Source organism: Streptomyces sp. MBT53 (assembly GCF_016654115.1).
Classification (GTDB): Bacteria; Actinomycetota; Actinomycetes; order Streptomycetales; family Streptomycetaceae; genus Streptomyces.
The window spans coordinates 65,831-88,523 of sequence record NZ_JAEQAZ010000003.1; the positions used below are offsets into that span (position 1 = coordinate 65,831).

General features: G+C 70.7%; 20 protein-coding genes. 14 read left to right on the top strand and 6 right to left on the bottom strand.

The features are described 5' to 3' along the window. Positions 1 to 109 precede the first annotated feature (109 nt). Positions 110 to 1,270, bottom strand: a complete 1,161-nt coding sequence (rhaI, locus tag JHN45_RS02125) for an L-rhamnose isomerase (protein ID WP_201047755.1) — start codon at positions 1,268 to 1,270, stop codon at positions 110 to 112. 261 nt (positions 1,271 to 1,531) lie between these two features. Here rhaI and JHN45_RS02130 point away from each other — a divergent pair, with 261 nt between their 5' ends. The 9 genes from JHN45_RS02130 (at position 1,532) to JHN45_RS02170 (ending at position 11,244) form a co-directional block, all read left to right on the top strand. Then, entirely contained in the window at positions 1,532 to 3,049 is a 1,518-nt protein-coding gene (locus JHN45_RS02130) for a sugar ABC transporter ATP-binding protein (RefSeq protein WP_201047756.1), read from the top strand. A 43-nt stretch (positions 3,050 to 3,092) separates the two neighbouring features. Then, positions 3,093 to 4,133, top strand: a complete 1,041-nt coding sequence (locus JHN45_RS02135) for an ABC transporter permease (protein ID WP_201047757.1) — start codon at positions 3,093 to 3,095, stop codon at positions 4,131 to 4,133. Beyond that, positions 4,126 to 5,115, top strand: coding sequence for an ABC transporter permease (locus JHN45_RS02140; RefSeq protein WP_201047758.1), 990 nt, complete (start codon positions 4,126 to 4,128; stop codon positions 5,113 to 5,115). Before JHN45_RS02135 ends, JHN45_RS02140 begins: the two co-directional genes overlap by 8 nt. A gap of 27 nt (positions 5,116 to 5,142) precedes the next feature. After that, positions 5,143 to 6,225, top strand: coding sequence for a rhamnose ABC transporter substrate-binding protein (gene rhaS / locus JHN45_RS02145; RefSeq protein WP_201047759.1), 1,083 nt, complete (start codon positions 5,143 to 5,145; stop codon positions 6,223 to 6,225). A 31-nt stretch (positions 6,226 to 6,256) separates the two neighbouring features. Further along, positions 6,257 to 6,577 (top strand): L-rhamnose mutarotase, encoded by a 321-nt coding sequence (locus JHN45_RS02150; protein WP_201047760.1) that lies wholly within the window; start codon positions 6,257 to 6,259, stop codon positions 6,575 to 6,577. Positions 6,578 to 6,608: 31 nt separating this feature from the next. Next, positions 6,609 to 8,033 carry a BNR repeat-containing protein gene (locus JHN45_RS02155; RefSeq protein WP_201047761.1) on the top strand — a complete coding sequence of 475 codons (1,425 nt, stop codon included), beginning with the start codon at positions 6,609 to 6,611 and terminating at the stop codon, positions 8,031 to 8,033. Between the two features lie 82 nt (positions 8,034 to 8,115). Beyond that, positions 8,116 to 9,147, top strand: coding sequence for a LacI family DNA-binding transcriptional regulator (locus JHN45_RS02160; RefSeq protein ID WP_201047762.1), 1,032 nt, complete (start codon positions 8,116 to 8,118; stop codon positions 9,145 to 9,147). Positions 9,148 to 9,258: 111 nt separating this feature from the next. After that, positions 9,259 to 10,563 (top strand): alpha/beta fold hydrolase, encoded by a 1,305-nt coding sequence (locus tag JHN45_RS02165; RefSeq protein ID WP_201047763.1) that lies wholly within the window; start codon positions 9,259 to 9,261, stop codon positions 10,561 to 10,563. Between the two features lie 69 nt (positions 10,564 to 10,632). After that, entirely contained in the window at positions 10,633 to 11,244 is a 612-nt protein-coding gene (locus JHN45_RS02170; protein ID WP_200710122.1) for an FxLYD domain-containing protein, read from the top strand. A gap of 24 nt (positions 11,245 to 11,268) precedes the next feature. On the opposite strand, the gene JHN45_RS02175 is transcribed toward JHN45_RS02170, so the two are convergent. Next, the gene (locus tag JHN45_RS02175; RefSeq protein WP_201047764.1) at positions 11,269 to 13,419 is read right to left on the bottom strand and encodes a PI-PLC domain-containing protein; all 2,151 of its coding nucleotides are present in this window, start codon (positions 13,417 to 13,419) and stop codon (positions 11,269 to 11,271) included. A 99-nt stretch (positions 13,420 to 13,518) separates the two neighbouring features. Here JHN45_RS02175 and sigJ point away from each other — a divergent pair, with 99 nt between their 5' ends. Next, positions 13,519 to 14,412: an RNA polymerase sigma factor SigJ gene (gene sigJ / locus JHN45_RS02180; RefSeq protein WP_201047765.1), complete on the top strand. Its 894-nt coding sequence runs from the start codon at positions 13,519 to 13,521 to the stop codon at positions 14,410 to 14,412. A gap of 5 nt (positions 14,413 to 14,417) precedes the next feature. After that, positions 14,418 to 15,248 carry a pentapeptide repeat-containing protein gene (locus JHN45_RS02185; RefSeq protein ID WP_201047766.1) on the top strand — a complete coding sequence of 277 codons (831 nt, stop codon included), beginning with the start codon at positions 14,418 to 14,420 and terminating at the stop codon, positions 15,246 to 15,248. Here the strand turns inward: JHN45_RS02185 and JHN45_RS02190 are convergent. Continuing rightward, positions 15,210 to 16,742: a cytochrome P450 gene (locus JHN45_RS02190; RefSeq protein ID WP_201047767.1), complete on the bottom strand. Its 1,533-nt coding sequence runs from the start codon at positions 16,740 to 16,742 to the stop codon at positions 15,210 to 15,212. The two genes, JHN45_RS02185 and JHN45_RS02190, sit on opposite strands and share 39 nt — an antisense overlap. A 108-nt stretch (positions 16,743 to 16,850) precedes the next feature. Between JHN45_RS02190 and JHN45_RS02195 the strand changes: the two genes are divergently transcribed. Then, on the top strand, positions 16,851 to 17,471 hold the full coding sequence (locus JHN45_RS02195; RefSeq protein WP_201047768.1) for a TetR/AcrR family transcriptional regulator: 621 nt from the start codon (positions 16,851 to 16,853) through the stop codon (positions 17,469 to 17,471). Between the two features lie 87 nt (positions 17,472 to 17,558). Next, a complete protein-coding gene (locus tag JHN45_RS02200) occupies positions 17,559 to 18,284 on the top strand; it encodes a DUF2470 domain-containing protein (RefSeq protein WP_200710128.1) in 726 nt (241 codons plus the stop codon). Here JHN45_RS02200 and JHN45_RS02205 read toward each other — a convergent pair. From JHN45_RS02205 to JHN45_RS02215, 3 genes are all read right to left on the bottom strand, one after another. Continuing rightward, positions 18,252 to 19,472: a lactonase family protein gene (locus JHN45_RS02205; protein ID WP_201047769.1), complete on the bottom strand. Its 1,221-nt coding sequence runs from the start codon at positions 19,470 to 19,472 to the stop codon at positions 18,252 to 18,254. The two genes, JHN45_RS02200 and JHN45_RS02205, sit on opposite strands and share 33 nt — an antisense overlap. A 118-nt stretch (positions 19,473 to 19,590) precedes the next feature. After that, positions 19,591 to 20,625: a hypothetical protein gene (locus tag JHN45_RS02210; RefSeq protein ID WP_200709960.1), complete on the bottom strand. Its 1,035-nt coding sequence runs from the start codon at positions 20,623 to 20,625 to the stop codon at positions 19,591 to 19,593. A gap of 88 nt (positions 20,626 to 20,713) precedes the next feature. Beyond that, positions 20,714 to 21,967, bottom strand: coding sequence for an aromatic acid exporter family protein (locus JHN45_RS02215; protein ID WP_201047770.1), 1,254 nt, complete (start codon positions 21,965 to 21,967; stop codon positions 20,714 to 20,716). A gap of 115 nt (positions 21,968 to 22,082) precedes the next feature. Between JHN45_RS02215 and JHN45_RS02220 the strand changes: the two genes are divergently transcribed. Next, on the top strand, positions 22,083 to 22,676 hold the full coding sequence (locus JHN45_RS02220; RefSeq protein WP_200709958.1) for a TIGR03086 family metal-binding protein: 594 nt from the start codon (positions 22,083 to 22,085) through the stop codon (positions 22,674 to 22,676). Positions 22,677 to 22,693 lie beyond the last annotated feature (17 nt).

Consider the following 22,693-nt stretch of genomic DNA (forward strand, 5'->3'; position numbering starts at 1 on the left):
TCCAGTCCTTCTATGAGAGAGGGTGACTGCATTCTTTTAGGGGCGCGGGGAACTGCGCGACCAGCCACAACGGACCCGCACCCCGCAAACAACCGATCCAGGCAGACGCTTACGCACCCCACCCCGCCTGCTGCCCCCCAACCCGCTCAGCAACAATCCGCTCCTGCCACCCACTCGCCCGATACGCCGCAATGGGGTCAGGGGCAAGCCCCTGCTCCTCCCGCAACTCCCGCAGCAACGGCCGTACATCCGTGTTGTACGCGTCCATGATCACGGCGTTCGCGCCCAGCACATCCCCGGCCCGCTGCGCGGCACCCAACGCGTCCCGGTCCACGAGCAACGCCTTCGCCGTCGCTTCCTGCACGTTCATCACCGACCGGATGATCGCCGGAATCTTCGCCTCGATGTTGTGGCACTGATCGAGCATGAACGCCACATCGGCCGTGAACCCCCCACCCCGAATCACCTCGTACATGATCCGGAACAGTTGGAAGGGATCCGCCGCCCCCACCATCAGATCGTCGTCGGCGTAGAACCGCGAGTTGAAGTCGAACGCCCCGAGCTTCCCCTCGCGCAGCAGCGTCGCCACGATGAACTCGATATTGGTGCCGGGCGCGTGATGCCCGGTGTCGACCACGACCTGCGCCTTCGGCCCGAGCTTCAGACAGTGCGCGTACGCCGTCCCCCAGTCGGGGACGTCCGTCGCATAGAACGCCGGCTCGAAGAACTTGTACTCCAGCAGCATCCGCTGCCCGTCCCCGAGCCGCGCGTACACCGCGGCAAGGGCCTCGGCCAGCCGATCCTGGCGTGCGCTCAGGTCGTCCTGCCCGGGATAGTTCGTCCCGTCCGCGAACCACAGCTTCAGGTCGGCGGACCCCGTCGCGTCCATGATGTCGACGCACTCCAGCAGATGGTCCAGCGCCTTGCGCCGCACCGCCGCGTCGGGATGGCAGACGCTGCCGAGCCGGTAGTCGTCGTCCTGGAAGGTGTTGGAGTTGATCGCGCCGAGCTTCAGCCCGTGGTCGTCCGCGAACTTGGCCAGCGCCCCGAAGTCGTCGACCCGGTCCCAGGGAATGTGCAGGGCCACCGTCGGCGCCACGCCGGTGAACTCGTGGACCTTGGCCGCGTCCTCCAGCTTCTCCTGCGGGGTCCGCGGCACACCCTCCTGGGCGAACACCTTGAACCGGGTCCCAGAGTTCCCGTACGCCCACGACGGCGTCTCGACTGCCTGGGTCCTGAGAGCGGCCTTCACCGCGGCGAGATCGGTCACTTGTGGGCTCCTGTGACATGCGACGAAACGATGTATGTATGAAACGATTCAGAGAGCGAAGTTATGAGCCTCCCGAAGGGGTGTCAAGCCCTACGGCGAAGCCTGTGCTCCGTGACTTCAATGTGACCTTTGGCTATCGAAAGTTTTTCGATGCGGACCCATTGACGTGACAAGGCTGGCGAGCCTAACGTCCCGGCAACCAAGTTGAAACCTTTCACGACGTTGTGACGGCTCCCCGCCGACGTCGTCGAGGAGCCCCTCATGACCCACCCGTCAGACGCGGGTCCGGCCCCGGTGCTCGCGCTCAAGGGCATCTCCAAGTCCTTCGGCGCGGTACGCGCCCTGCGGGACGTGTCCCTCGAACTGTTCCCCGGTGAGGTGCACGCACTCGCCGGTGAGAACGGCGCGGGCAAGTCCACCCTCATCAAGACCCTCGCCGGTGTGCACCGGCCCGATGCCGGCCAGGTGCTGCTCGACGGCGAACCCGTCCTCTTCCACGGCCCCGGTGACGCCCGCGACGCGGGAATCGCCGTGATCTACCAGGAACCGACCCTTTTCCCCGACCTGTCGATCGCCGAGAACATCTTCATGGGCCGCCAGCCGCGCCGCGCGCTGGGCCGTATCGACCACAAGGCCACGCACGCGGCGACCGCCGAGCTGATGAAGCGGCTGGGCGTGGAACTGGACCCCGAGCGTCCGGCGCGCGGCCTGTCGATCGCGGACCAGCAGATCGTGGAGATCGCCAAGGCGCTCTCCTTCGACGCCCGCGTCCTGATCATGGACGAGCCGACGGCCGCCCTCACCGGCAGCGAGGTGGCCCGCCTCTTCGGCGTCGTGCGCACCCTGCGCGAACAGGGCGCCGCCGTCCTGTTCATCTCGCACCGCCTGGAGGAGATCTTCCAGATCTGCCAACAGGTCACCACCCTCCGCGACGGCGCGCTGATCTCCAGCGAACCGCTCGACGGGATGACCGAGGACGATCTCGTCCGCCGCATGGTCGGCCGCGATCTCGACGAGCTGTATCCCAAGCAGGACGTCGAACCGGGTGAAGTCGCCCTGAGCGTCAAGCGGTTGACCCGCGAAGGCGTCTTCACCGACGTCTCTTTCGATGTGCGGCGCGGGGAGATCGTCGGTCTCGCCGGGCTCGTCGGCGCCGGCCGTACCGAGGTGGCGCGGGCCGTCTTCGGCATCGACCGGTGGGACGCCGGCGGGGTCGAGGTGGCCGGCAAGTCGCTGACGAACGGCGCCCCCTCCACCGCGATGGCCGCGGGCCTCGCCCTGGTCCCCGAGGACCGGCGGGCCCAGGGCCTGGTGATGGACATGTCGATCGAGCGCAACATCGGTCTCACCGGCCTGCGTACGACCGTCAAGGCCGGTCTCGTCGATCGTGGCGCCGAGCGCAGCCGTTCCCTCGACTGGGCGGTGAAGCTGCACGTCAAGTACGCGCGGATCGCCGACACCGTCAACACCCTCTCCGGCGGCAACCAGCAGAAGGTCGTCCTCGCCAAGTGGCTCGCCACCGGGCCCAAGGTGTTGATCGTCGACGAGCCGACCCGTGGCATCGATGTCGGCACCAAGGCCGAAGTGCACCGGCTGCTCAGCGAGTTGGCCGCCGACGGCGTCGCCGTCCTGATGATCTCCTCCGATCTGCCCGAGATCCTCGGCATGGCCGACCGCGTGCTGGTGATGCACGAGGGCCGGCTCACCGCAGAGATCCCCCGTTCCGAAGCCACCGAGGAATCCGTGATGGCCGCAGCCACCGGGAGGGCCGCCGCATGAGCCCGGCCTTCATGACGATCGAGTTCTTCGGGAGGGCCGCCGTATGACGGTCACCGCGCCCAATCCCGCGCCCGCCGCCGAGGCCCCCGAGTCGAGCGGCACCCGGCTGGTCGACCGGGTCTTCAAGATGCGTGAACTCGCCATCCTGGTCGTCTTCTTGGTGATGATCGGCATCACCCAGGCGGGCAACAGCGAGTTCCTGTCCGAGCAGGGCATCAAGGATCTGCTGCTCAACGCGACCATCCTGGTCCTGGTCGCCACCGGCCAGTCGCTGGTCGTCATCACCCGCAACGTGGACCTGTCGGTCGGTTCGACCCTCGGCATCACCGCCTTCGCCACCGGCGACTACCTCCACAGCGGCGGCAACGCTGTCGTCGCGATCCTGCTGGCAGTGCTCCTCGGTGTCGGACTGGGCCTGGTCAACGGGCTGTTGGTGAGTCTCGGGCAGGTACCCGCCCTCGTCGTCACCCTCGGCACGCTCTACATCATCCGAGGCGTCGACTCCATCTGGGTCGGATCCCGGCAGATCACGGCCGCCGATCTCCCGGGCGGATTCGTGGACTTCGGCTCCGGCGGCCTTTCGGCGGTGCCCTGGCTGGCGCTGATCGCGCTCGCCGTGCTCATCGCCACCGCCTACTACCTCAAACACTTCGGCAGCGGACGGGAGTTGTACGCCCTCGGCTCCAACCCCGAGGCCGCCCGGCTGGCCGGCATCCCCGTCCGCAGGCGGATCCTCGCCGCGTACACCTTCTGCGGCGGACTCGCCGGACTCGCCGGAGCGATGTACCTGGCCCGCTTCGGCAACGTCGACTCCGGCACCGGAACCGGCTACGAACTCACCGTCGTCAGCGCGGTGGTGGTCGGCGGAGTGGTCTTCACCGGCGGCTCCGGCAGCGTCTACGGCGCGGCCCTCGGCGCGCTCCTGCTGACGTCCATCAACAGCGTCCTGCCCGCCCTCGGCGTCAGCTCCGTCTGGGTGCTCGCCATCAACGGCGTCCTGCTCATCCTCGCCATCGCCGTCGACCGGATCGTCGCCCTGCGCGTGGCCACCGCACTGAAGAAGAGGAACGCCCGCCATGCCTGAGTCGTTGACGCGCGCGATCCGCTGGGACACGGTCGTCGGCGCCCTCCTCGTCGTCCTGCTGCTGTTCTCCTTCACCTCCGTGGACGGCTTCGGCAACGCGCTGAACCTGTCGTTCCTGATCGGCAACACCCTTCCCATCGCCCTGATCGCGCTCCCGATGACCCTGCTGGTCGTCGCCGGCGAGATCGATCTGTCGGTCGCCTCCACGGCCGGCCTGTCGGGCGCGGTGATGGGCAAGCTGTGGAACGACGGCATGGCGATCGAGACGATCATCCCGATCTGTCTGCTGCTGGGCCTGGTCTGCGGCCTGGTCAACGGGCTGCTCGTCACCCGGCTCGGACTGCCGTCCCTCGCCGTCACCATCGGCACGCTGGCCGCGTACCGGGGCATCGCGCAGATCGTGCTCGGCTCCAACGCGGTGACCGACTTCCCCACGCAGTACCTGGACTTCGCGGCCGGACGGTTCGGCGACACCTTCCTGCCACGGGCCTTCCTGCCCTTCCTGGTGCTGCTCGTCATCGCCGTCGTAGCCCTGCATGCCACGCCGTTCGGGCGGTCGCTGTTCGCGATCGGCGCGAACGAGGAGGCGGCGCGGTTCGCGGGCATCCGGGTCAAGCGGCAGAAGCTGATCCTGTTCACGGTGACGGGCCTGATGGCCTCCCTCACCGGCATCTTCTGGGCGCTGCACTACGCCAGCGCTCGCTATGACAACGCCACGGGGCTCGAACTTTCCGTCATCGCCGCGGTGTTGCTCGGCGGTATCGACTTCGACGGCGGCAAGGGAACGCTGGGAGGTGCGATCGCCGGGGTGTTCCTGCTCGGGGCGTTGCAGAACGTGATGAGCCTCCTCAACGTCTCCGCGCAGTCGCAGATCGTCGTCACCGGTGTGCTGCTCGTCGTCTCCGTACTCGGCCCGCGGGCCGCACGGCAGATCTCCATCGCAAGGGCGGGGCGTAGAGCCGCCGCGACTCCGACCTCATAACTCCGCTCACCCGTAAAGGACTTCACCATGCGCAAGTCATCCCTCCGTCGTGCCTGTGCGGCCCTCGCCGCCGTCACCTCTCTCACTCTCGCCGCCACCGCCTGCGGTGGTACCACCAAGAAGGACGTGAAGGACGAGAGCACCGGATCGGCCGTCACCGGGGGCAAGGCGGACCCGAACGCCGCCCTCAAGAAGGGACTCACCGTCGGGTTCCTGCCCAAGCAGGTCAACAACCCGTACTTCACCACGTCCGACAAGGGCGGCGAGAAGGCCCTCACCGAGCTGGGCTCCAAGTACAAGGAGGTCGGCCCCAGCAGCGCCACCGACACGGCGGGACAGGTGAGTTACGTCAACACGCTCACCCAGCAGCAGGTGAACGCGATCGCCGTCTCCGCACAGGACCCGGGCGCCCTGTGCACCGCGCTCAAGCAGGCCATGGCCAACAAGATCAAGGTCGTCACCTACGACTCCGACACCAACCCCGACTGCCGCAACGCCTTCGTGTCGCAGGCCAGCGCCGAGGACCTCGGCCGCACCGAGGTGCAGCTGCTCGCCCAGCAGATCGGCTACAAGGGCGACATCGCGATCCTGTCGGCCGCGCAGACCGCGACCAACCAGAACACCTGGATCGGCTTCATGAAGGAGGAGCTGAAGGACCCCAAGTACAAGAACGTCAAGCTGGTCAAGGTCGCCTACGGCAACGACGACGCCCAGCAGTCCTTCCAGCAGACCCAGGGCCTCCTGCAGCAGTACCCGAACCTGAAGGGGATCATCTCCCCGACCACCGTCGGCATCAAGGCGGCGGCCCAGTACCTGTCGGGCTCCAAGTACAAGGGCAAGGTCAAGCTGACCGGCCTCGGCACCCCCAACGACATGCGCAAGTACGTCAAGAACGGCACCGTCGACGGCTTCGAGCTGTGGGACCCGGCGAAGCTCGGCGCCCTCGCCGCGCAGACGGCGGTGGCGCTGGTGTCGGGGCAGATCACCGGCAAGGAGGGCGAGACCTTCACGGCCGGCGGAACGTCGTACACCATCGGCAAGGACGGCGTGATCAGCCTCGGCAAGCCGACCGTGTTCGACGCGAAGAACATCGACCAGTTCAACTTCTAGTCCCGAAGTCCCTTTCCTCTAAGGGGTGTTGATGCAACGCGTGTGTTTCCTGCTGAAGGTCCGGGCGGACCGCCTCGACGAGTACCGCGAGCGGCACGCCGCCGTGTGGCCCGAGATGCTCGACGCGCTCTCGGCCACCGGCTGGCACAACTACTCGCTCTTCCTGCGCGAAGACGGCCTACTGGTCGGCTACTTGGAGACCGAGGACTTCGCCGCCGCCCAGGCCGGCATGGAAGCCACCGAGGTCAACGCCCGCTGGCAGGCGGAGATGGCGCCGTTCTTCGAGTCGCTGGACGGCGCCCGGCCCGACGAGGCCATGAAACCGCTCACCGAAGTGTTCCACCTCGCCTGATATCCCCTGTATCCCCTCAGGAGCCGCACTGATGAAGAGACGCACCTTGCTCGCAGGCGCCATCGTGTCCGCCATGTCGACCTCCGCGCTCACCGGCGGTACCGCCCGCGCGGCCGACCCCGGCCCCTCCGTCACCCGCACCGGCACCACCACCCTCGACAGCGCGGCCGTCTTCTTCGTCTCCTACGACGGCCTCGTCAACAACAACTCCTTCCAGAAGAACGGCCTGTTCACGTACAAGGGCTACCAGTACGCGGCCTGGTACACCTCGACCAAGTACGCGGTGGTCGCCCGCCGGGTCCTCGGCGGCTCCACCTGGTCCACGGTCACGCTCTCCCACCAGCTCAAGAGCAGCGACTCCCACAACGTCATCTCCATGGGCGTCTCCAAGACCGACGGCCGTCTCCACCTCAACATGGACTCCCACAGCGACGGCTTCTTCTACGTGAAGTCGGTCGCCGGTCTCCTCGACAACCCCTCGACCACGGGCTGGAGTTCGGCCGTATTCGGCTCGGTCCAGACGACCCTGGACGGCCTGGCCCTGACGAGCCAGTTCACCTACCCCCAGTTCGTCTCCACCCCCGAGGGCAAGCTCCAGCTCAGCTACCGGGTCGCCATCTCCGGCAACGGCCGCAACGCCCTGGCGGAGTACGACGGTTCGGCGTGGACGGCGCTGGGGGAGTGGTCCAGCTCGACCGGCACCTACACCAGCTCGCACGGCTCCTCGACCGCCCGCAACATGTACCTGCACGGCATCGACTACGACAAGAACGGCCGTCTGCACTCCTTCTTCACCTGGCGCGAGCAGAGCAGCGCCGTGATGTGCTCCTCCGGCGGCATCACCAACCACGACACCGGCTACGTCTACTCCGACGACCGGGGCCGCACCTGGTGCAACGACGCGGGCACCGTCGTCGGCACCACCGGCAGCTCCGACACGGTCGCCGTCACCGACTCCGGCCTGGTGATCGACTCGCTGAACCCGGACCACTCCCTGATGAACCAGGAGAGCCAGTTCACCGACTCCTCCGGCCTGCCGCACGCGATCATCAGCTACGTCCCGGGCCGCTTCGGCCAGTGCACGACGAACTACGTCTCCGACCGCACCGCCAACGGCCGCGCCTTCCACGTCCGCAAGAACTCCTCCGGCACCTGGCAGAAGACCGAGATACCGGTCGTCCTGGGCTCCAGCCAGCGCACCAAGCTGATCCTGGACAAGTACGACAACGCCTACGCGATCTTCCCCTTCGGCCGGATCGCGGGCGCCTCCAAGTCCTCCGGCTACACCGACTGGGCCGTCCTGTTCGACGCCTCCGACCTCAATGCCTTCGGCGAGGTCGTCATCGACGAGATGCGGGTCGCCCAGGACAACGTCCTGTCGTTCATGTACCAGGAGACGTCCAGCGGTACGACGCCCTCGGCGCTCCATGTCGTGGACTTCGCGCTGCCCGCCTGACCGTGTCCCGGTGCGGGGGCGGCCTGACGGTAATGTGAAGACCTTCCCGCCGCCCCTCGTCTCCTCTGGAGGTCCCCGCCCCATGGCCCAGCCGGTGGGTATCAAGGACGTCGCCCGTGCCGCCGGAGTCTCCGTCGGCACGGTCTCGAACGTCATCAACCGCCCGGACACCGTCGCCACGGAGACCCGGGCCCGGGTGCTGTCCGCGATCGACCGCCTCGGCTATGTCCGTAGCGAGTCCGCACGCCAGCTGCGCGCGGGCCGCAGCCGGATCATGGGGCTGCTCGTCCTCGACATGGGCAACCCGTTCTTCGTGGACGTGGCCCGCGGCGCCGAGCGGGCGGCCCGCGAGTCCGGGCTCGGCGTGATGGTCTGCAACAGCGCGCAGAGCCCCGGCGAGGAGGCCGAGTATCTGTCGCTCTTCGCCGAACAGCGGGTGCGGGGTGTGCTGTTGACCCCGGCCGACGCCACCGGACGCAACATCGACTCGTTCCGCCGGCACGGCATCCCCTTCGTGCTCGTCGACCGCGTCGCCGAGGGCACCACCGAGTGCTCGGTCTCCGTCGACGACGTCGCCGGCGGCGCCCTCGCGGTACGGCACCTGGTCGACGCCGGGCACCGCTCGATCGCGTACGTCAGCGGCCCGCCCGGCTTCAACCAGGTGCGGGACCGCCGTACGGGCGCCAAGAACGCGCTCGCGGAGGCCGGTCTCGACCCCGACGCGCTGCGCGAGCTGCCCACCGACCGGCTCGACGTGGCCGCCGGGCGGGACGCGGGCGCCCGGCTGCTCGGCCTCGCCGACCGCCCCACCGCCGTGTTCTGCGCCAACGACCTGCTCGCCCTCGGCGTGCTCCAGGCCATGTTCGCGGCCGGGGTCGGCGTCCCCGACGACCTCGCGATCGTCGGCTACGACGACATCGAGTTCGCGGCAGCCGCCGCCGTACCGCTGACCTCGGTCCGGCAACCCGCCGTCACCATGGGCGCCTTGGCTGCCGAACTGCTGCTGGAGGAGACCGAGGCGGAGGCGGACCAGCCGGCCCGCCCGCACGAGCACCGGCGGGTCGTCCTCCAGCCCGAACTGGTGGTGCGCCGCTCCAGCCTCGCCGCCCGCTGACCCCCCGGTCAGTAGTGGTCGGTACGATTTCATGATCCAGGGGGTCGGATATCGGACGCACATGTGCTGGACTGTGACGCGGCCCGTCATTCGTCCGTACCAGGAGTCGCGTTGTCCGTCAGCTACCGCCAGCCCGGCGTCGTCCTCACCGACCGCCGCTTCACCGTGCCCCTCGCCCACGAGGACCCCACGGGCGAGACCATCGAGCTCTACGCCCGTGAGGTCGTCGCGAGCGACAAGGCGGACCGGGAGGACCTGCCGTGGTTGCTCTACCTGCAGGGCGGACCCGGATTCGGGGCGAATCGTTTCGTCGGTAGGCAGGCCTGGCTCGACCGCGCGCTCGACGAGTACCGCGTGCTTCTCCTCGACCAGCGCGGCACCGGCCACTCCACCCCGCTCAACCGCCAGACGCTCCCGTTGCGCGGCGGCCCCGCCGAACAGGCCGAGCACCTCACGCACTTCCGCGCCGACTCGATCGTCCGGGACTGCGAGACCATCCGCCCGGCCCTGACCGGCGGCGCCCCCTGGACCGTCCTCGGCCAGAGCTTCGGCGGCTTCTGCACGGTGAACTACCTGTCCACCGCCCCCGAAGGCCTGCGCACCGCCCTCCTCACCGGCGGCCTGCCCTCCCTCGACGCCCATGCCGACGACGTCTACCGCGCCGCCTACCCGCGCATCGAACGCAAGGTCGCCGCCCACTACGACCGCTACCCGCAGGACGTGGAGCGCGCCCGCCGCATCGCCGAGTACCTGCTGCGCCACGAGCCGGTCCTGCCGAACGGCTACCGGCTCACCGCCGAGGCCTTCCAGTCCCTCGGCATCATGCTCGGCGGCAGCGGGGGCAGCCACCGCCTGCACTTCCTCCTCGAGAACGCCTTCGTCCGCACCCCGCAGGGCCACGAGCTCTCCGACGCTTTCCAGGAAGAGGTCCAGAACTCCCTGTCGTACGCCGGGCACCCCCTCTACGCCCTCGTCCACGAGGCGTGCTACGCCCAGGACGCCCGCCCCACCGCCTGGTCGGCGGAGCGCGTGCGCGGCGAGTTCCCGCAGTTCGACGCCGCCAAGACCCTCGCGGGCGACGGCCCCCTCCTCTTCACCGGCGAGTCCATCCACCCCTGGATGTTCGACTCCGACCCCGCGCTGCGCCCGCTCCGCGAGACCGCCGAACTCCTCGCCGCCCGCACCGACTGGCAGCCGCTCTACGACCCGGCGCGCCTCGCCGCCAACGAGGTCCCGGTCGCCGCGGCCGTCTACCACGACGACATGTACGTCGACGCGACCCACTCGCTGCAGACGGCCCGCTCCGTCCGGGGCCTGCGCACCTGGGTGACCGACGAGTTCGAGCACGACGGCGTACGGGCCGGCGGCACACGGGTGCTGGACCGGCTGCTGGCCCTCACGCGCGACGAGGTCTGAGTCCGCCGACGGGAGGCGGGCCCGGCGACGAGATGTGACTCGGGAATTTCCGGCATAAGGTTCATTTCGATGAATACCAAGTCACTCCGCCGGGCCCGCCCGGCCGCCCTGGTCCTCGCCGTCGTCGCGGCGAGCACGGTCGCGCTGGTCTCCTGCGGCGACGACAACAACAGCTCCGGCAGCAGCTCGGGGACCCCGACACCGGACAAGGCCTCCTTCTCTGGCATGACACCGTCGGCCCTGAAGTCGGCCGCGGCCTCGGCCGTCGCGTCGGCCCAGGCCCGGGCCTCCGCCGCGGCGTCCTCCGCCTCGGCCGCCGCGTCCTCCTTCGAGGCCTCCGTGTCGGCCGAGGTCGCCCGCGCGGCCAAGGACGCCCAGAACGAACTCAAGAACGTCACGGGCCAGGGCAACGCGATGTCGGAGGTCGCCCTGACCGGCAAACCGCGCGCCCAGACCGGCGGGCTCCTCGCCGCCCTCGTCACCATCACCAACAAGACCGACAAGAAGGCGAACTACGCCGTCCAGGTCGACTTCCTCGACTCCTCGGGGAAGGTGGTGGAGACGCGCTACGTCGGCGCCGAGAACCTCGCACCCGGCGCGAAGGCCCAGCCGGTCGCCATCAGCACCAAGCCGCCGGAGCCGGTGCTGACCCCCAAGTTGGCCAAGGCGCAGCGCTATTGAGCACGTTCGTCGGCAACGGGCTCTTCAGCGCTCGGAGTTGAGCGCGTCCACCGCCCCGCCCGCGTCCCCGATCGTCGCGTAGTCCACGGCGACGAAGTTCACCGGCCGACCGCGTTCCCGCTCGCAGCGGTGGACGCGGTCGAGCACGAACCGGCGGGCGTTGACCTCACCCGCGTCCAGGCGGCTGCCGCCGTCGATGGTGATGAAGTGGTTGAGCAGGAACAGGCGTTTGTCGTTGCCGCCGCGATGCGGTACGCAACTCATCGCGTCCGGCGTGCGGAACGCGAACGGGGTCTCCATGCCGTAGTCGTAGAAGTTGCGGTACCAGGGCGCCGGACCGTCGGCCTGCTCGGCGAAGACGACGAGTCGGCGCCCGCTGTCGATCAGCTCGCCCAGGGTCGGCCACGGCTTCGCGGGATCGGGGTCGGGGGTGTGCACGAGGTCGCTCAACCCGGCCTGTGCGAAAGCCTTTTGGGTGTCCTCGCCGCTGATCGCGTCCTGCACGATCAGGGTGATCACCTCGGTCGGATGGGCGCGCATCCAGTCGCCGATCTCGCGCAGCGCGGGCACCAGGGCGATGGCACCGGCCCGGCACACCGAGTGGCACAGCCACAGCCCCTCGCGCGGCGGGTTGACCTTGTTGACGGCCGCGGCGACGAACTTCCGCTGTTCCGGGGTGAAGTCGGACTCGGCGAGTCGCGCGGTGATCTCGTCCGGGCGTTCCCATCGGTAGGTGTCGATCTGCAGGGCGCGCACCCCGTCGTCCAACTGGGCGGTGATTCCCGGGTCTTGGAGCGGTCCGATGAACCGGTCCACGGTCGTCGACATCGCGTTGTGCGAGGTGAGGTAGGCGACCTCGTCGTAGGACCGGTCGCACAGTTCCGCGCTGCCCTCGCAGGTGCGGGACGCGGTGGGTGTGACGGCGTACGGGATCAGCAGGATGCCGGCGACGGCGGCGCCGCCCGTGGCGAGGGCCAGCCAGCGGAGGCGGGGGAGGGCGGGCATGTGCGGCCGGACCTGGAGGGCCCAGCCCACGCCGGTCAGGAGAGCACCGGCCAGGACGGGGACCAGGGCGGTCGTCAGGGCGGTGGCCGTGAGCCGGTCGAGCGCGGTGCGTTGTACGTCGTCGACCAGCCGGGCCAGGCTCGGCGGCCAGGAACCCGGCGGATCGATCACCCGCCCGCTGTTGACCAGCCGGAAGAGGACGGCGACGAGTCCGGCCAGCAGTCCACCGCCCGCGAGCGACCAGCCCACGGGGAGGAGCCGGCGGCCCGGAGACGCCGAGCCGCCGCCGATCCACAGCACCGCGAGCGCGGCGACGAGGAGCGCCGAGGACAGGGCCTCCGTGAGGCCGAGGCCGACCGCCGTGTAGGTGCGGGCGCGGTGGAGCGGGGCCAGGTCGAGGGTGTCCGTGAAGTTCCAGGTGCCGCCTCCCACGCTCGCCCGCAGCCGGTCGGCGGCCGCACGGGTCTGGTCCGACACGGCGGCGGGGGCCACGGTGGCGAGCGCGGTCGCCACATCGCCGTCCCGCAGCGCGGCCTCGACCGCCGGACGCAGGGCGTCCCGGTCGGCGGCGGGCAGTCCGCTCACCAGCGTCCCGGCCGCCTGTTCCGCCTGTGCCTCGGTCAGCGGGAGGGCGGGCAGCCCCTTCGGGATGTGCCCCGCGGTCACGGTTCCCAGCGCGGTGGACAGGTCGGCCGAGAAACGCTCGAAGTCGGGCTCGGGCCGGTTCTGGACCGAGGCGACGAGATCGCCGAAGTAGATCTGCGCGAGGTCGTTCAGGTTGGCCAGCACCGGCCGCAGATCGACCTTGAGGACCAGCGAGTCGCGCTCGCCGCCCAGATAGCCCACCACGGCGTCGATCTGCTGCTGGGTGAGATCACGGACCGTCTCCGGCGGCAGCACCAGCTTGAGATTGGAGGTGACCTGGGCCTCCGGCACGGGCAGCCGGGCCAGCAGCCCCCGGGTGACCGCGGCCGTCCGCGGGTCCACCAGCACCTGGCTGTAGAGCCGGTCGTAGGCCCGCTGCTCGTCCAGCGCGGACCGGTAGAAACCCGGTGAGACCACGGTGGAGCGGGCCGTGGCCGCGAGCGTGAGGACCGCCGTCGCCAGGACGGCCAGGACCAGAGCCGCGACACGCGGCACTCTGCGGGACGCGACGCCGACCGGGTCCATGATTTCCCATCGTCGTCCTGCCCCACCCGCCCCGCAAACGGACACGGGACGCCGAAAATGGCATGCCCGTGGCGGGGGCGGACGTGTTGGGTGGGCGGTATGAATGACACGGAACTCCTGGCGGACCGCTTCGAGGAACACCGGGGCCGGCTGCGCGCCGTGGCCTACCGCATGCTCGGCTCGCTGCCCGAGGCGGAGGACGCCGTCCAGGAGACCTGGCTGAAGCTGAGCCGCACCGACGCGGACGACATCAGGAACCTCGGCGGCTGGCTCACCACGGTCGTGGGCCGGGTCTGCCTCGACCTGCTGCGCGCCCGCACCGCGCGCCGCGAGGACCCCATCGACGAGACCTTCGTCCCGGACCCGCTGCTCAGACCCCTGACGGACCTGGACCCCGAGGAGGAGGTGCTCCAGGCCGACTCGGTGGGCCTCGCCCTCCTCGTCGTCCTGGAGACCCTGGAGCCCGCCGAACGGCTCGCGTTCGTCCTGCACGACCTGTTCGCGGTGCCCTTCGACGACATCGCCCCGATCGTGGAACGCAGCTCCGCCGCGACCCGCCAGCTGGCCAGCAGGGCCCGCCGCCGGGTCCAGGGCGCGAGCCCGTCGACCGACCCGGACCTGGGGCGGCAGCGCGAGATCGTCGAGGCGTTCCTCGCCGCCGCACGCGAGGGCGACTTCGACGCCCTCGTCGCCCTCCTGCACCCCGACGTGGCGCTGCGTGCCGACTCCGGCGCCCTGGTGCGGGGCGCGGCGGTCTCCAAGGCGCTGCGCGGAGCGCGCGCGATCGCCGAACAGGCCCTGATGTTCGCCCCGTTCACCCGCCTCGCCCAACTCGCCCTCGTCAACGGCACGGTGGGCGTCGTCAACGCACCCGAAGGACAGCTCCTCTCCGTCATGGGCGTCACGATCGCCGACGGCCGGATCACCGAGATGTACATCCTGTCCGACCCCGACCGGCTGGCCCGCCTCGATGTGAATGGGTCAGTACGCTGAACGGCATGGAAGATCACATAGCGGACCTGACCGAGCTGCGCGGTGACTGCGGGCGGTGTTTCGGGCTGTGCTGTGTCGCGCTGCCCTTCACCGCCGCGACGGACTTCGCGATCGACAAGGCCGCGGGGACACCGTGCCCGAACCTCCGGGGTGATCACCGCTGCGGAATCCACGCGAAGCTCCGGCAGACCGGCTTCACCGGCTGCACGGTCTACGACTGCTTCGGCGCCGGGCAGAAGGTCTCGCAGGTCACCTTCGGCGGGCGGGACTGGCGCACGGTCCCGCAGGCGGAGTCCCGTCGGATGTTCGACGTCTTCCCCGTCGTACGGCAGCTGCACGAACTGCTCTGGTATCTCGCCGAGGCGCTCACCCTGCCGGCCGCGGCGCCCGTCCACCCCGCGTTGCGCGAGGCGCTCCGCGCGACCGACGCCCTCACGCGCGGCACGGCCGAAGAGCTCGGCGCGCTCGATGTGGGCGCCCACCGGCAGGAGGTCAACGTGCTGCTGCTGCGGACCAGTGAGCTGATGCGGGCCGGGGCGAAGGGCAGGAAGAAGGACCGGCGCGGTGCCGATCTCATGGGGGCCCGGCTCAAGGGCGCCGATCTGAGCCGCGCCAACCTGCGCGGCGCCTACCTCATCGCCGCCGATCTCACCGGGGCCGACCTGCGCGGCGCGGATCTGATCGGCGCCGACCTGCGGGACGCCGATCTCACGGACGCCGATCTGACCGGCGCGTTCTTCCTCACCCAGCCCCAGGTCAACGCGGCCCGGGGCGGCGCGGGCACCAGGCTGCCGGGGTCAGTCGTCCGCCCGGTGCACTGGGCAGCGGGCCTCTGAGGGCGCCTCGTCCGGGACCGCGACCGGCGCGTTCACCGGCCCGGACGGGCTGCGCCGGTCGAGGTGGAGCCGTAGACCCTCCGGCATGAGTGTCAGGCGTTCGGCCACGCGCAGTCGGTAGGCGGGGTCGGGGCGGAGTTCGTAGCGGCGCAGCAGGAGGCCCAGGACGAGCGTCGCCTCGTGCAGCGCGAACTGGCGGCCGATGCATGCCCGCGCGCCCGTCCCGAACGGCTTGAAGGTGTGCGGGGCGCGGGAGCGGACGGCCTTGGCGTCGAAGCGGTCCGGGTCGAACTCCTCGGCGTTCGCGCCCCACACCTCGGGGTCGCGGTGCAGCATCGGCGTGAGGATCAGCGCCCAGGCGCCCCGCCGCACGGGGTGGTCCCCGGCGAGTTCGGTGTCTCGGGTGGCCTCGCGGGCGTAGGCGGGCGCCGTCGGCCACAGCCGCAGCGACTCGTCGAGCACCCGGCGGACGTAGCGCAGCTTGGCGATCTGCTCGTAGCCCGGCACCTCGGCGTCGCCCCAGACCTGGTCGATCTCGGCGCGGGCGCGGGCCGCGACCTCGGGGTGGCGGGCGAGGTAGTGCAGGGCGAAGGACAGCGAACCCGAGGTCGTCTCGTGGCCGGCGACCAGGAAGGTGATGACCTGGCGGCGGACGTTCTCGGCGGAGAGCCGCTCACCGGTCTCCGGGTGGGTCGTCTCCAGCATCCGGTCGAGCAGGTCGCCGTCACCACCGCTCGTCGTACGGCGGGTGCGCACCATGTCGTCGACCGTGCGGTTCAGGTAGGCGATGTCGGCCTCGTTGCGCCGGGTCGCGGTGCGCAGGAGGAGCGGGGCCAGCGGTGCGGGCACGGAGTTGAGGCGCTGGGCGTAGCTGAGGGTGCCGACCATCGAGGTGACGAAGGGGTGCGGGCGGTCGCGCTCGAAGGAGCCGAAGTCATGGCCGAAGCCGGTGCGCGCGATCGTCTCCAGGGTCAGCTTGGTCATGTCGCCGGGCACGTCCACCGACCGTCCGGCGGCCAGTTCGCGGTCCCAGTGGTCCGTGAGGCGTTCGGCCACGGCGAGCATCATCGGGTGGTATCCGGCCATCGCCTCGCGGCTGAAGCCGGGGGCCAGGACGTCGTGCGCCAGTTGCCAGTTGGGCTCGTGGTTGTACGCCGTGAACAGCCCGTCACCGGCGACCGGCCGCAGATTGGCGATGCCGAGGCCGACGTGCTTGGCGAACCGCGTCTCGTCCGCCATGTCGGCGACCAGGTCGGCGCCCCACACGAACACGAACTCCTTGCCGAAGGCCTTCCGGCGGAAGATCGGGCCCAACTGGCGGGCGTAGCGCAGCGAGTCCTGGAGCGGGGTGCGCCGGTCGGCGCCGATGACGTCACCGAGGAACGGGAGCCGACGCGGGGGACGCGGGATGCGGTCGAGCCGGGGCCAGCCCTGCTCGGCGCCCCGGAAGCCCTTCGGCAGTGCGGTCGGCGTCGTCGTCGTCGTCTCCGCCATGACGCGATCTCCCTTGATCCACCCGCGGGTTCAGCCTGTTGTACGTGGGTTCAATAGCGTGTTCCAGTGTGATCCCGCTGTTGAACCGACGTCAAGTAAAGTGCGGGAATGGCCGCCAATCGGGGAGAGAGCAGGGGAGAGGGCACGCGCCGTCGGCTCAGCACCGGTGAGCGTCGGGAGCAACTCCTCACGGTGGGCGCGCGGTTGTTCTCCGAGAGCCCCTACGACGAGGTGTGGATCGAGCAGGTCGCCGAGATCGCCGGGGTCTCCCGGGGGCTGCTCTACCACTACTTCCCGACCAAGCGGGACTTCTTCGCGGCCGTCGTCGAGCGCGAGAGCGAGCGGATGCTGCAGATGACGGCGGCCGTACCGGGCGTACCGGCCCGCGAACAGCTCGCCGCCGCCCTCGACACGTACCTGGAGTACGTGCACACCCACGCGCACGGCTACCGCGCCTTCCACCGCGCCGACGCGGCCGGGGACCAGACCGTACGGCGCGTCTATCAGCGGGCGTTGGCGGCGCAGGAGCGGCAGATCCTGGCCGCGCTCGCCGCCGATCCGGAGTTCGGTCCCGCCGTGGAGGCGCGGCCCGACACGAAACTCGCGGTGCGCGGGTGGCTGGCGTTCACCACCGCCGTCTGTCTGGAGTGGCTGCGCGGACCGGAGTTGAGTCGCGAGCAGGTGCGCGATCTGTGTGCGCGGGCCCTGTTGGGCGTCATCGCGCCCTGAAGAGCTGTCCTGGAATTTACGTGGCGTGGTTGGCGCGCGCCCCGATCTTCGGTAGGTTAGGCAAGGCTTACCTAAGGAGGTTCAGGGATGGGTGACAGCCAGACGTGGACGGCCGTGCCTGCCGCGGCCGAGCGGGCCCGCTCGGTGCTCGCCGCCGCATGGTCCTGCGCGGTGACCGCGGAGGGCGGTCGCGAGGAGTTCGTCGGCGCGCACAGCGTCGACGACGACGGCCGGGTACTCCTTCAAGTGCCCGAGGACAGCGCCCTGTTGGCCGCCGCGATCTGCGCGCCGCGCGGCGAGCCGTCCGCGGTGCTGGAGTTCGCGGACGTCGCGCCCGTCCCCGTGCGCAACCGTATCCGGGCCCGGGTGTGGCTCGCCGGCTGGTTCGTCCCCGAGGACGACCGACTGGCGTTCAGCCCCACGCGCGTGGTGCTGCGTCCGGCGACCGGCGCGGTGGTCATCGACCTCGACGAGTTCGCCGCCGCCGAACCCGACCCGCTGGCCCTCGCCGAGGCCCAGCTGCTGACCCACCTAGCGGACTGCCACTCCGACGCGGTCGAACGGCTCACCCGCCTCGTCGAGCCCGACAGCCTGCACGGCGCGGTCCGCGTCCAGCCCCTCGCCGTCGACCGGCACGGACTGACCCTGCGCATCGAGCGCGCCCGCGCCCACGGCGACGTACGACTGCCGTTTCACGCGCCCGCCGACACGGTCGCCCACCTCACCGAACGCATGCATGTGCTGCTCACTCAGGCCAGCGCCGCGTCCTGCCCGCGTCCCCTACAGCGGCAGCGCACAGACGGCGACCGGTGACGCGAACGGCGCGCCCGCGAGCCGGAGTTGACCGGTCGCGCCGTCCACGAGGAACACACTCACCGTGCTCGACCTCTGGTTCGCCGTGAACAGCAGTGTCCCGTCCGGCGAGAAGGCGATCTGCCGGGGGAAGTCACCGCTCACCGACACGGTGTCGAGCAGCCGGAGCCGGGCGCCGTCCGCCTCGACGGCGTACCGGGCGAGGGTGTTGTCGCCCCGGTTGGCGAGATAGGCGTACGAGCCGTTCGCCGTCACCAGGATCTGCGCCGGGTAGTTGGTCGCGCTGCCCGTGCTCCCGCTGGACTGCGGGTCACCGATCGACAGCGCGCCCGTGGCCGGGTCGTAGGCGCAGACCGCGACGGTGTCGTCGACCTCGTTGGCCAGGTAGGCGTACCGGCCGCCGGGGTGGAACGTCAGGTGGCGCGGGCCCGCACCCGCGCGGGTGTGCGCCTGGGAGACCTCGGTGAGCGTGCCCTTCGTGGTGTCCAGGCGGTAGGTGTAGACCGTGTCGGTGCCCAGGTCGACGGCGAGGACATGGCCGCCGTCGGGACTCGTGACGAACTGGTGCGCGTGCGGGCCGTCCTGGCCCGGGCCCGGCTGCGGACTGGAGTGCTTGACCAGCGCGGTGCGCTCGCCGAGCGCGCCCGACGTCCCGATCGGGTGCACGGCCACGCTGCCGGACGTGTAGTTGGCGCTGAGCAGCCAGCGCCCGCTCGGATGCACCGACAGATGGCAGGGGCCCGCGCCGCCGGTGCTCCGCGAGCCGAGCACCTTGCGGTCCGCCAGGCGTACGGCGGTCACCGCGCCGGACGTCTGCTCGTCGACCGCGTACAGCGTGCGGCCGTCGGGGTGCACGGCGAGGTACGACGGGTCGGCGACTCCGGTGAGTGTTCCGGCGCCGGTGATCTGCCCGGTCGCCGGGTCGTAGGTGGCCAGGCCGATGCCCGTGCCGCCGCCGTCGACCGAGGTGTACGTGCCCACGTAGAGCGGGCGGGGGCCGGCGGCCTTGCCGGTGCGGTGGGCGCCGGGGGTGGTTGCCGGTGCCGGGGTCGCCACGGGAGTGGATACGGGGTCGGCCGGGGCCGGGGCCGGTGCGGGGACCGCGACCACGGCCGCGGTTCCGCCCAGGGCGCCGAGGAAACGGCGCCGACTCCAGCCGCCCTGTGACGCGTCCGCACCACTGCTCATGCCCACACCCTCAGGTCGTCGCTTTTCCCGGTCGTCACAGCAACCTTGGCGTGGACGGCCCGCCGAGCGCAAGACCGGCAACGCGCGTTGCGCAGAGTGCAATGGGTGAATGGATGGTCTACCAGTCGCCGTCCTCCACCGGCTTGCCCTGGGCGTCCTTGAGGGGCTGCACCTGGCCGGGCGTGGGCTGCTGCCACGGTTCGTGGTCGTCGCCGAGCCAGTCGCCCACCGGCTTCACCGCCTCCAGGGTGTCGGTGGGAGCGAGATCCTCCGCGTCCTGGTCGTAGTAGTCGAACCAGGGCAGCCCTGCCCGGGTGTACGCGGCCCGGTCCACCGGCGACGGCGGCGGCTCCTCGCCGGTGATGCGGCGCCACTCCGGAGGTGTCACGAGGTGCACGAACACCCGACCGGCGGGCTCCCCGGCCCAGGCCTTCAGCGGGCGGTCGTCCTCGTAGACCTCCTGGCGCATCGAACCGCCGACACCGAGACCCATCCGGGGCGAGGCCCCCGGTGCGCTGCGCATGGGGGCGGCCGGTGCGGCCATCGGCATGGGCGGCGCTCCGTAGCCCCCGACCGGCATGGTGATCGCGCGCGCCCGCTCGGACCGGCGCCGCTCGTCCTCGCGCCACTTCGTCAACTCCCGCTCGGTGAGCGGGAAGGACTGCAGCTGGACGCCGCCCCACACCTCCTCGCCCGTGACCTGGCCCTCGACGGTCGCGCCCAGGCCGAGCGGGACCGCCACGAACTGGCGGACCGTGCCCTTGCCGGAGTTGATGCCGTCGAGCCAGGGCTGACGCGGAAGCACGACGTAGTTCTGCGGGTCGCGGGACAGCCGGTCGGTCCACGGCTTCCCGGAGACCGCGCACACCTTGCCCACACCGACCTGGAGGGCGGCGGGCTCGGCCGTGCCCGCGAAGCTCAGCCACATCGCCTCACGCAGATACACCGGCAGCATCACCCCGCCCCGCGCCCGCCACTCCGCGGGCGCCGTGTCCGGGAAGTCCGCGACCCGCCGGACCGGGAACTCGCCGAGCCCCGGCGGCAGCGGATGGGTGCCCGTCTCCGGCAGACGCAGGGTGCGGATGAACCGCACCGCCACCCCGCCGGGCAGCCGCAAGGTGTTCCCGTCGATCCGTACCGTGCTGTCGGTCATACGTCCGCCCCCATCGCCGCGCTGCCGGAGGCGACCCGCCCCCATGGCTGTGCTGTGTCCGGGGACGGCTCGCCCCCGGGTGACTCCGTCACCTAGAACGATCGGCGCCCGTGCCCCGGTTCCTGCGCAGCCGCTCCGGCACACCCACCCGCTCCCGGAGCCAGATCAGCCAGGGCAGGCGTTCGCGCTGCTCACTGGTGCACCGGTCGAGTTCCTCCAGCAGCCGGCGCGAGCGGTGCTCGGTGTCCAGCTCGTCCAGCATGCGGTTGACCTCGGTCAGCATGGCACCCAGCAACTGCCACTGGGCCGCGTCGCGCTGGACCTCCTCCAGGAGCAGCTGCGCCAGCTTGTCGCGGGTCGCGGCGGCCGTGTGCAGCTCGGCGCTGAGCCGCGACTCCGCCGACTCGGCGCTCACGCTGACATCGGTGGTCACCAGCACCGCGAAACTCACCACGGCGTCCCCGATCTCGGACAGCAGCTGTTCTACGGCCGCGCCCGTCGGCGGTGCGAACAGCGCCTCGGGGTCGCGCTGTTTCGCCAGGTCGGTGAAGGTGCGCGCGAGGACCCGCAGCACGACCGTGCAGATCTCCAGGGTGTCCAGACCGGTCCGCAGCACGACCCGGTGCAGCAGCCCCTCCCGGACGCGCGGATTGAGCCGCAGGCTGTCCTCGGCCTGCCGCAGGGCCGCGTCCACCTCGACGATGTCGTGGTCGAGGCGGCGCGCCTCGTGCAGCCGCGCGGTGGCGTGGTCGACGGGGGTACGGCCCGCCGCCTCCTCGCCCATGCGCCGCATCAGCCGCCGCAGCCGACGGGCCAGGCCCTCGATGGACTCGCCTGCCTCGTCGACCCATACCGGGGGAGCCAGCAGCAGATTGCAGCCGAAGCCGACGACCGCGCCGATCAGTGTCTCCACCACCCGTGCCCAGGCGGTGTTCCCGACCGTGGTGACGCCGAGGACCAGCATCGCGCTGATCGCCACCTCGGGCACGTACTCGTCGACCTTCACCAGCCGCCCGACGACCAGCGAGGCCACGATCAGCAGGGCCAGGCTCCACCAGGTCAGCCCGACCAGCAGACTGAACGCGATGGCGACGAGCACGCCCGCGACCACGGCGTTCACCCGGCGGATGCCGTTGGTGAGGGTGGCGTAGAGCGTGACCTGGACGACGAGGAGCGCGGTCAGGGGAGCGGTCAGCGGCGCGGGCTCCGGGCTCAGCCGCAGCGCGACGACATACGCGATCGTCGCCGCGGTCGCCGACCGCAGCGTCTGGACGAGCACCGGGTCCCGGTGCCGCCCCACGAACCGCACCAGTGGCGCGGTCCACTCCCGGACATCTCGCATCCTTGGCCTATTCCCTCCTCGCGGATGCGCTGAACGTACCCATTGCGGACCGTAACTGTCCGCATGGCCTCCTAGATTGTCCTCACCGGACGGGACGAAGAGGAGGGGAACGTTCATGACGAACATCCAGGGCATCGAGGTACTGAACCGCTCGCACGACTACCTGCGCGAGGTGATCGCCGCCGTGCCGGAGGGCGCCTGGTCGGCACCCACGCCCTGCACCGAGTGGACGGTACGCCAGGTCCTCAACCACGCCCGCATCGACCAGCAGGCCTACGGTCTCGTCCTCACCGGCGACCGGCCCGACTCCGACCCCTTCCACCCCGCGGACGCGCTGGACGGTGACCCGGTCGCCGAACTCGACAAGGTGCTCCGCGCGGTGGCCGAGGGCTATGCCCGACTGCCCGCCGACGCGGATGAGGTGCCGACCCCGCTGGGCCCGATGCCCCTCCCGTTCGCCGCGGCGACGGCCGCCATGGACGCGGCCGTGCACGCCTGGGACATCGCGGTCGCCACCGGCCAGAACCGGCCACTGACGCCGGACCTGGCAGAAGGAATCTGGCCGGCCGCGGACCGACTCGTCGACCAACTCCGCGACGCCTACCGGGTGTTCGCACCCGCCCGAGAGGTGACGGCCGAGTACGACCGGGCCGAGGCGTTGCTCGCCTTCCTCGGCCGTGACCCGCACTGGACGCCCGCCGCGTCCTGAGGAAAACCCCACCCCGG

Excerpts from the sequence above, each read along its gene's own strand:
- JHN45_RS02200 (WP_200710128.1), top strand. The coding sequence starts at position 17,559 with ATGGGTGACAGCCAGACGTGGACGGCCGTGCCTGCCGCGGCCGAGCGG.
- JHN45_RS02170 (WP_200710122.1), top strand. The coding sequence starts at position 10,633 with ATGAATACCAAGTCACTCCGCCGGGCCCGCCCGGCCGCCCTGGTCCTC.
- JHN45_RS02150 (WP_201047760.1), top strand. The coding sequence starts at position 6,257 with ATGCAACGCGTGTGTTTCCTGCTGAAGGTCCGGGCGGACCGCCTCGAC.
- JHN45_RS02195 (WP_201047768.1), top strand. The coding sequence starts at position 16,851 with ATGGCCGCCAATCGGGGAGAGAGCAGGGGAGAGGGCACGCGCCGTCGG.
- JHN45_RS02205 (WP_201047769.1), bottom strand. The coding sequence starts at position 19,472 with ATGAGCAGTGGTGCGGACGCGTCACAGGGCGGCTGGAGTCGGCGCCGT.
- rhaS (WP_201047759.1), top strand. The coding sequence starts at position 5,143 with ATGCGCAAGTCATCCCTCCGTCGTGCCTGTGCGGCCCTCGCCGCCGTC.
- JHN45_RS02185 (WP_201047766.1), top strand. The coding sequence starts at position 14,418 with ATGGAAGATCACATAGCGGACCTGACCGAGCTGCGCGGTGACTGCGGG.
- JHN45_RS02155 (WP_201047761.1), top strand. The coding sequence starts at position 6,609 with ATGAAGAGACGCACCTTGCTCGCAGGCGCCATCGTGTCCGCCATGTCG.
- JHN45_RS02190 (WP_201047767.1), bottom strand. The coding sequence starts at position 16,742 with ATGGCGGAGACGACGACGACGACGCCGACCGCACTGCCGAAGGGCTTC.
- JHN45_RS02130 (WP_201047756.1), top strand. The coding sequence starts at position 1,532 with ATGACCCACCCGTCAGACGCGGGTCCGGCCCCGGTGCTCGCGCTCAAG.
- JHN45_RS02135 (WP_201047757.1), top strand. The coding sequence starts at position 3,093 with ATGACGGTCACCGCGCCCAATCCCGCGCCCGCCGCCGAGGCCCCCGAG.
- JHN45_RS02175 (WP_201047764.1), bottom strand. The coding sequence starts at position 13,419 with ATGGACCCGGTCGGCGTCGCGTCCCGCAGAGTGCCGCGTGTCGCGGCT.
- sigJ (WP_201047765.1), top strand. The coding sequence starts at position 13,519 with ATGAATGACACGGAACTCCTGGCGGACCGCTTCGAGGAACACCGGGGC.
- JHN45_RS02160 (WP_201047762.1), top strand. The coding sequence starts at position 8,116 with ATGGCCCAGCCGGTGGGTATCAAGGACGTCGCCCGTGCCGCCGGAGTC.
- JHN45_RS02220 (WP_200709958.1), top strand. The coding sequence starts at position 22,083 with ATGACGAACATCCAGGGCATCGAGGTACTGAACCGCTCGCACGACTAC.
- JHN45_RS02140 (WP_201047758.1), top strand. The coding sequence starts at position 4,126 with ATGCCTGAGTCGTTGACGCGCGCGATCCGCTGGGACACGGTCGTCGGC.
- JHN45_RS02210 (WP_200709960.1), bottom strand. The coding sequence starts at position 20,625 with ATGACCGACAGCACGGTACGGATCGACGGGAACACCTTGCGGCTGCCC.
- JHN45_RS02215 (WP_201047770.1), bottom strand. The coding sequence starts at position 21,967 with ATGCGAGATGTCCGGGAGTGGACCGCGCCACTGGTGCGGTTCGTGGGG.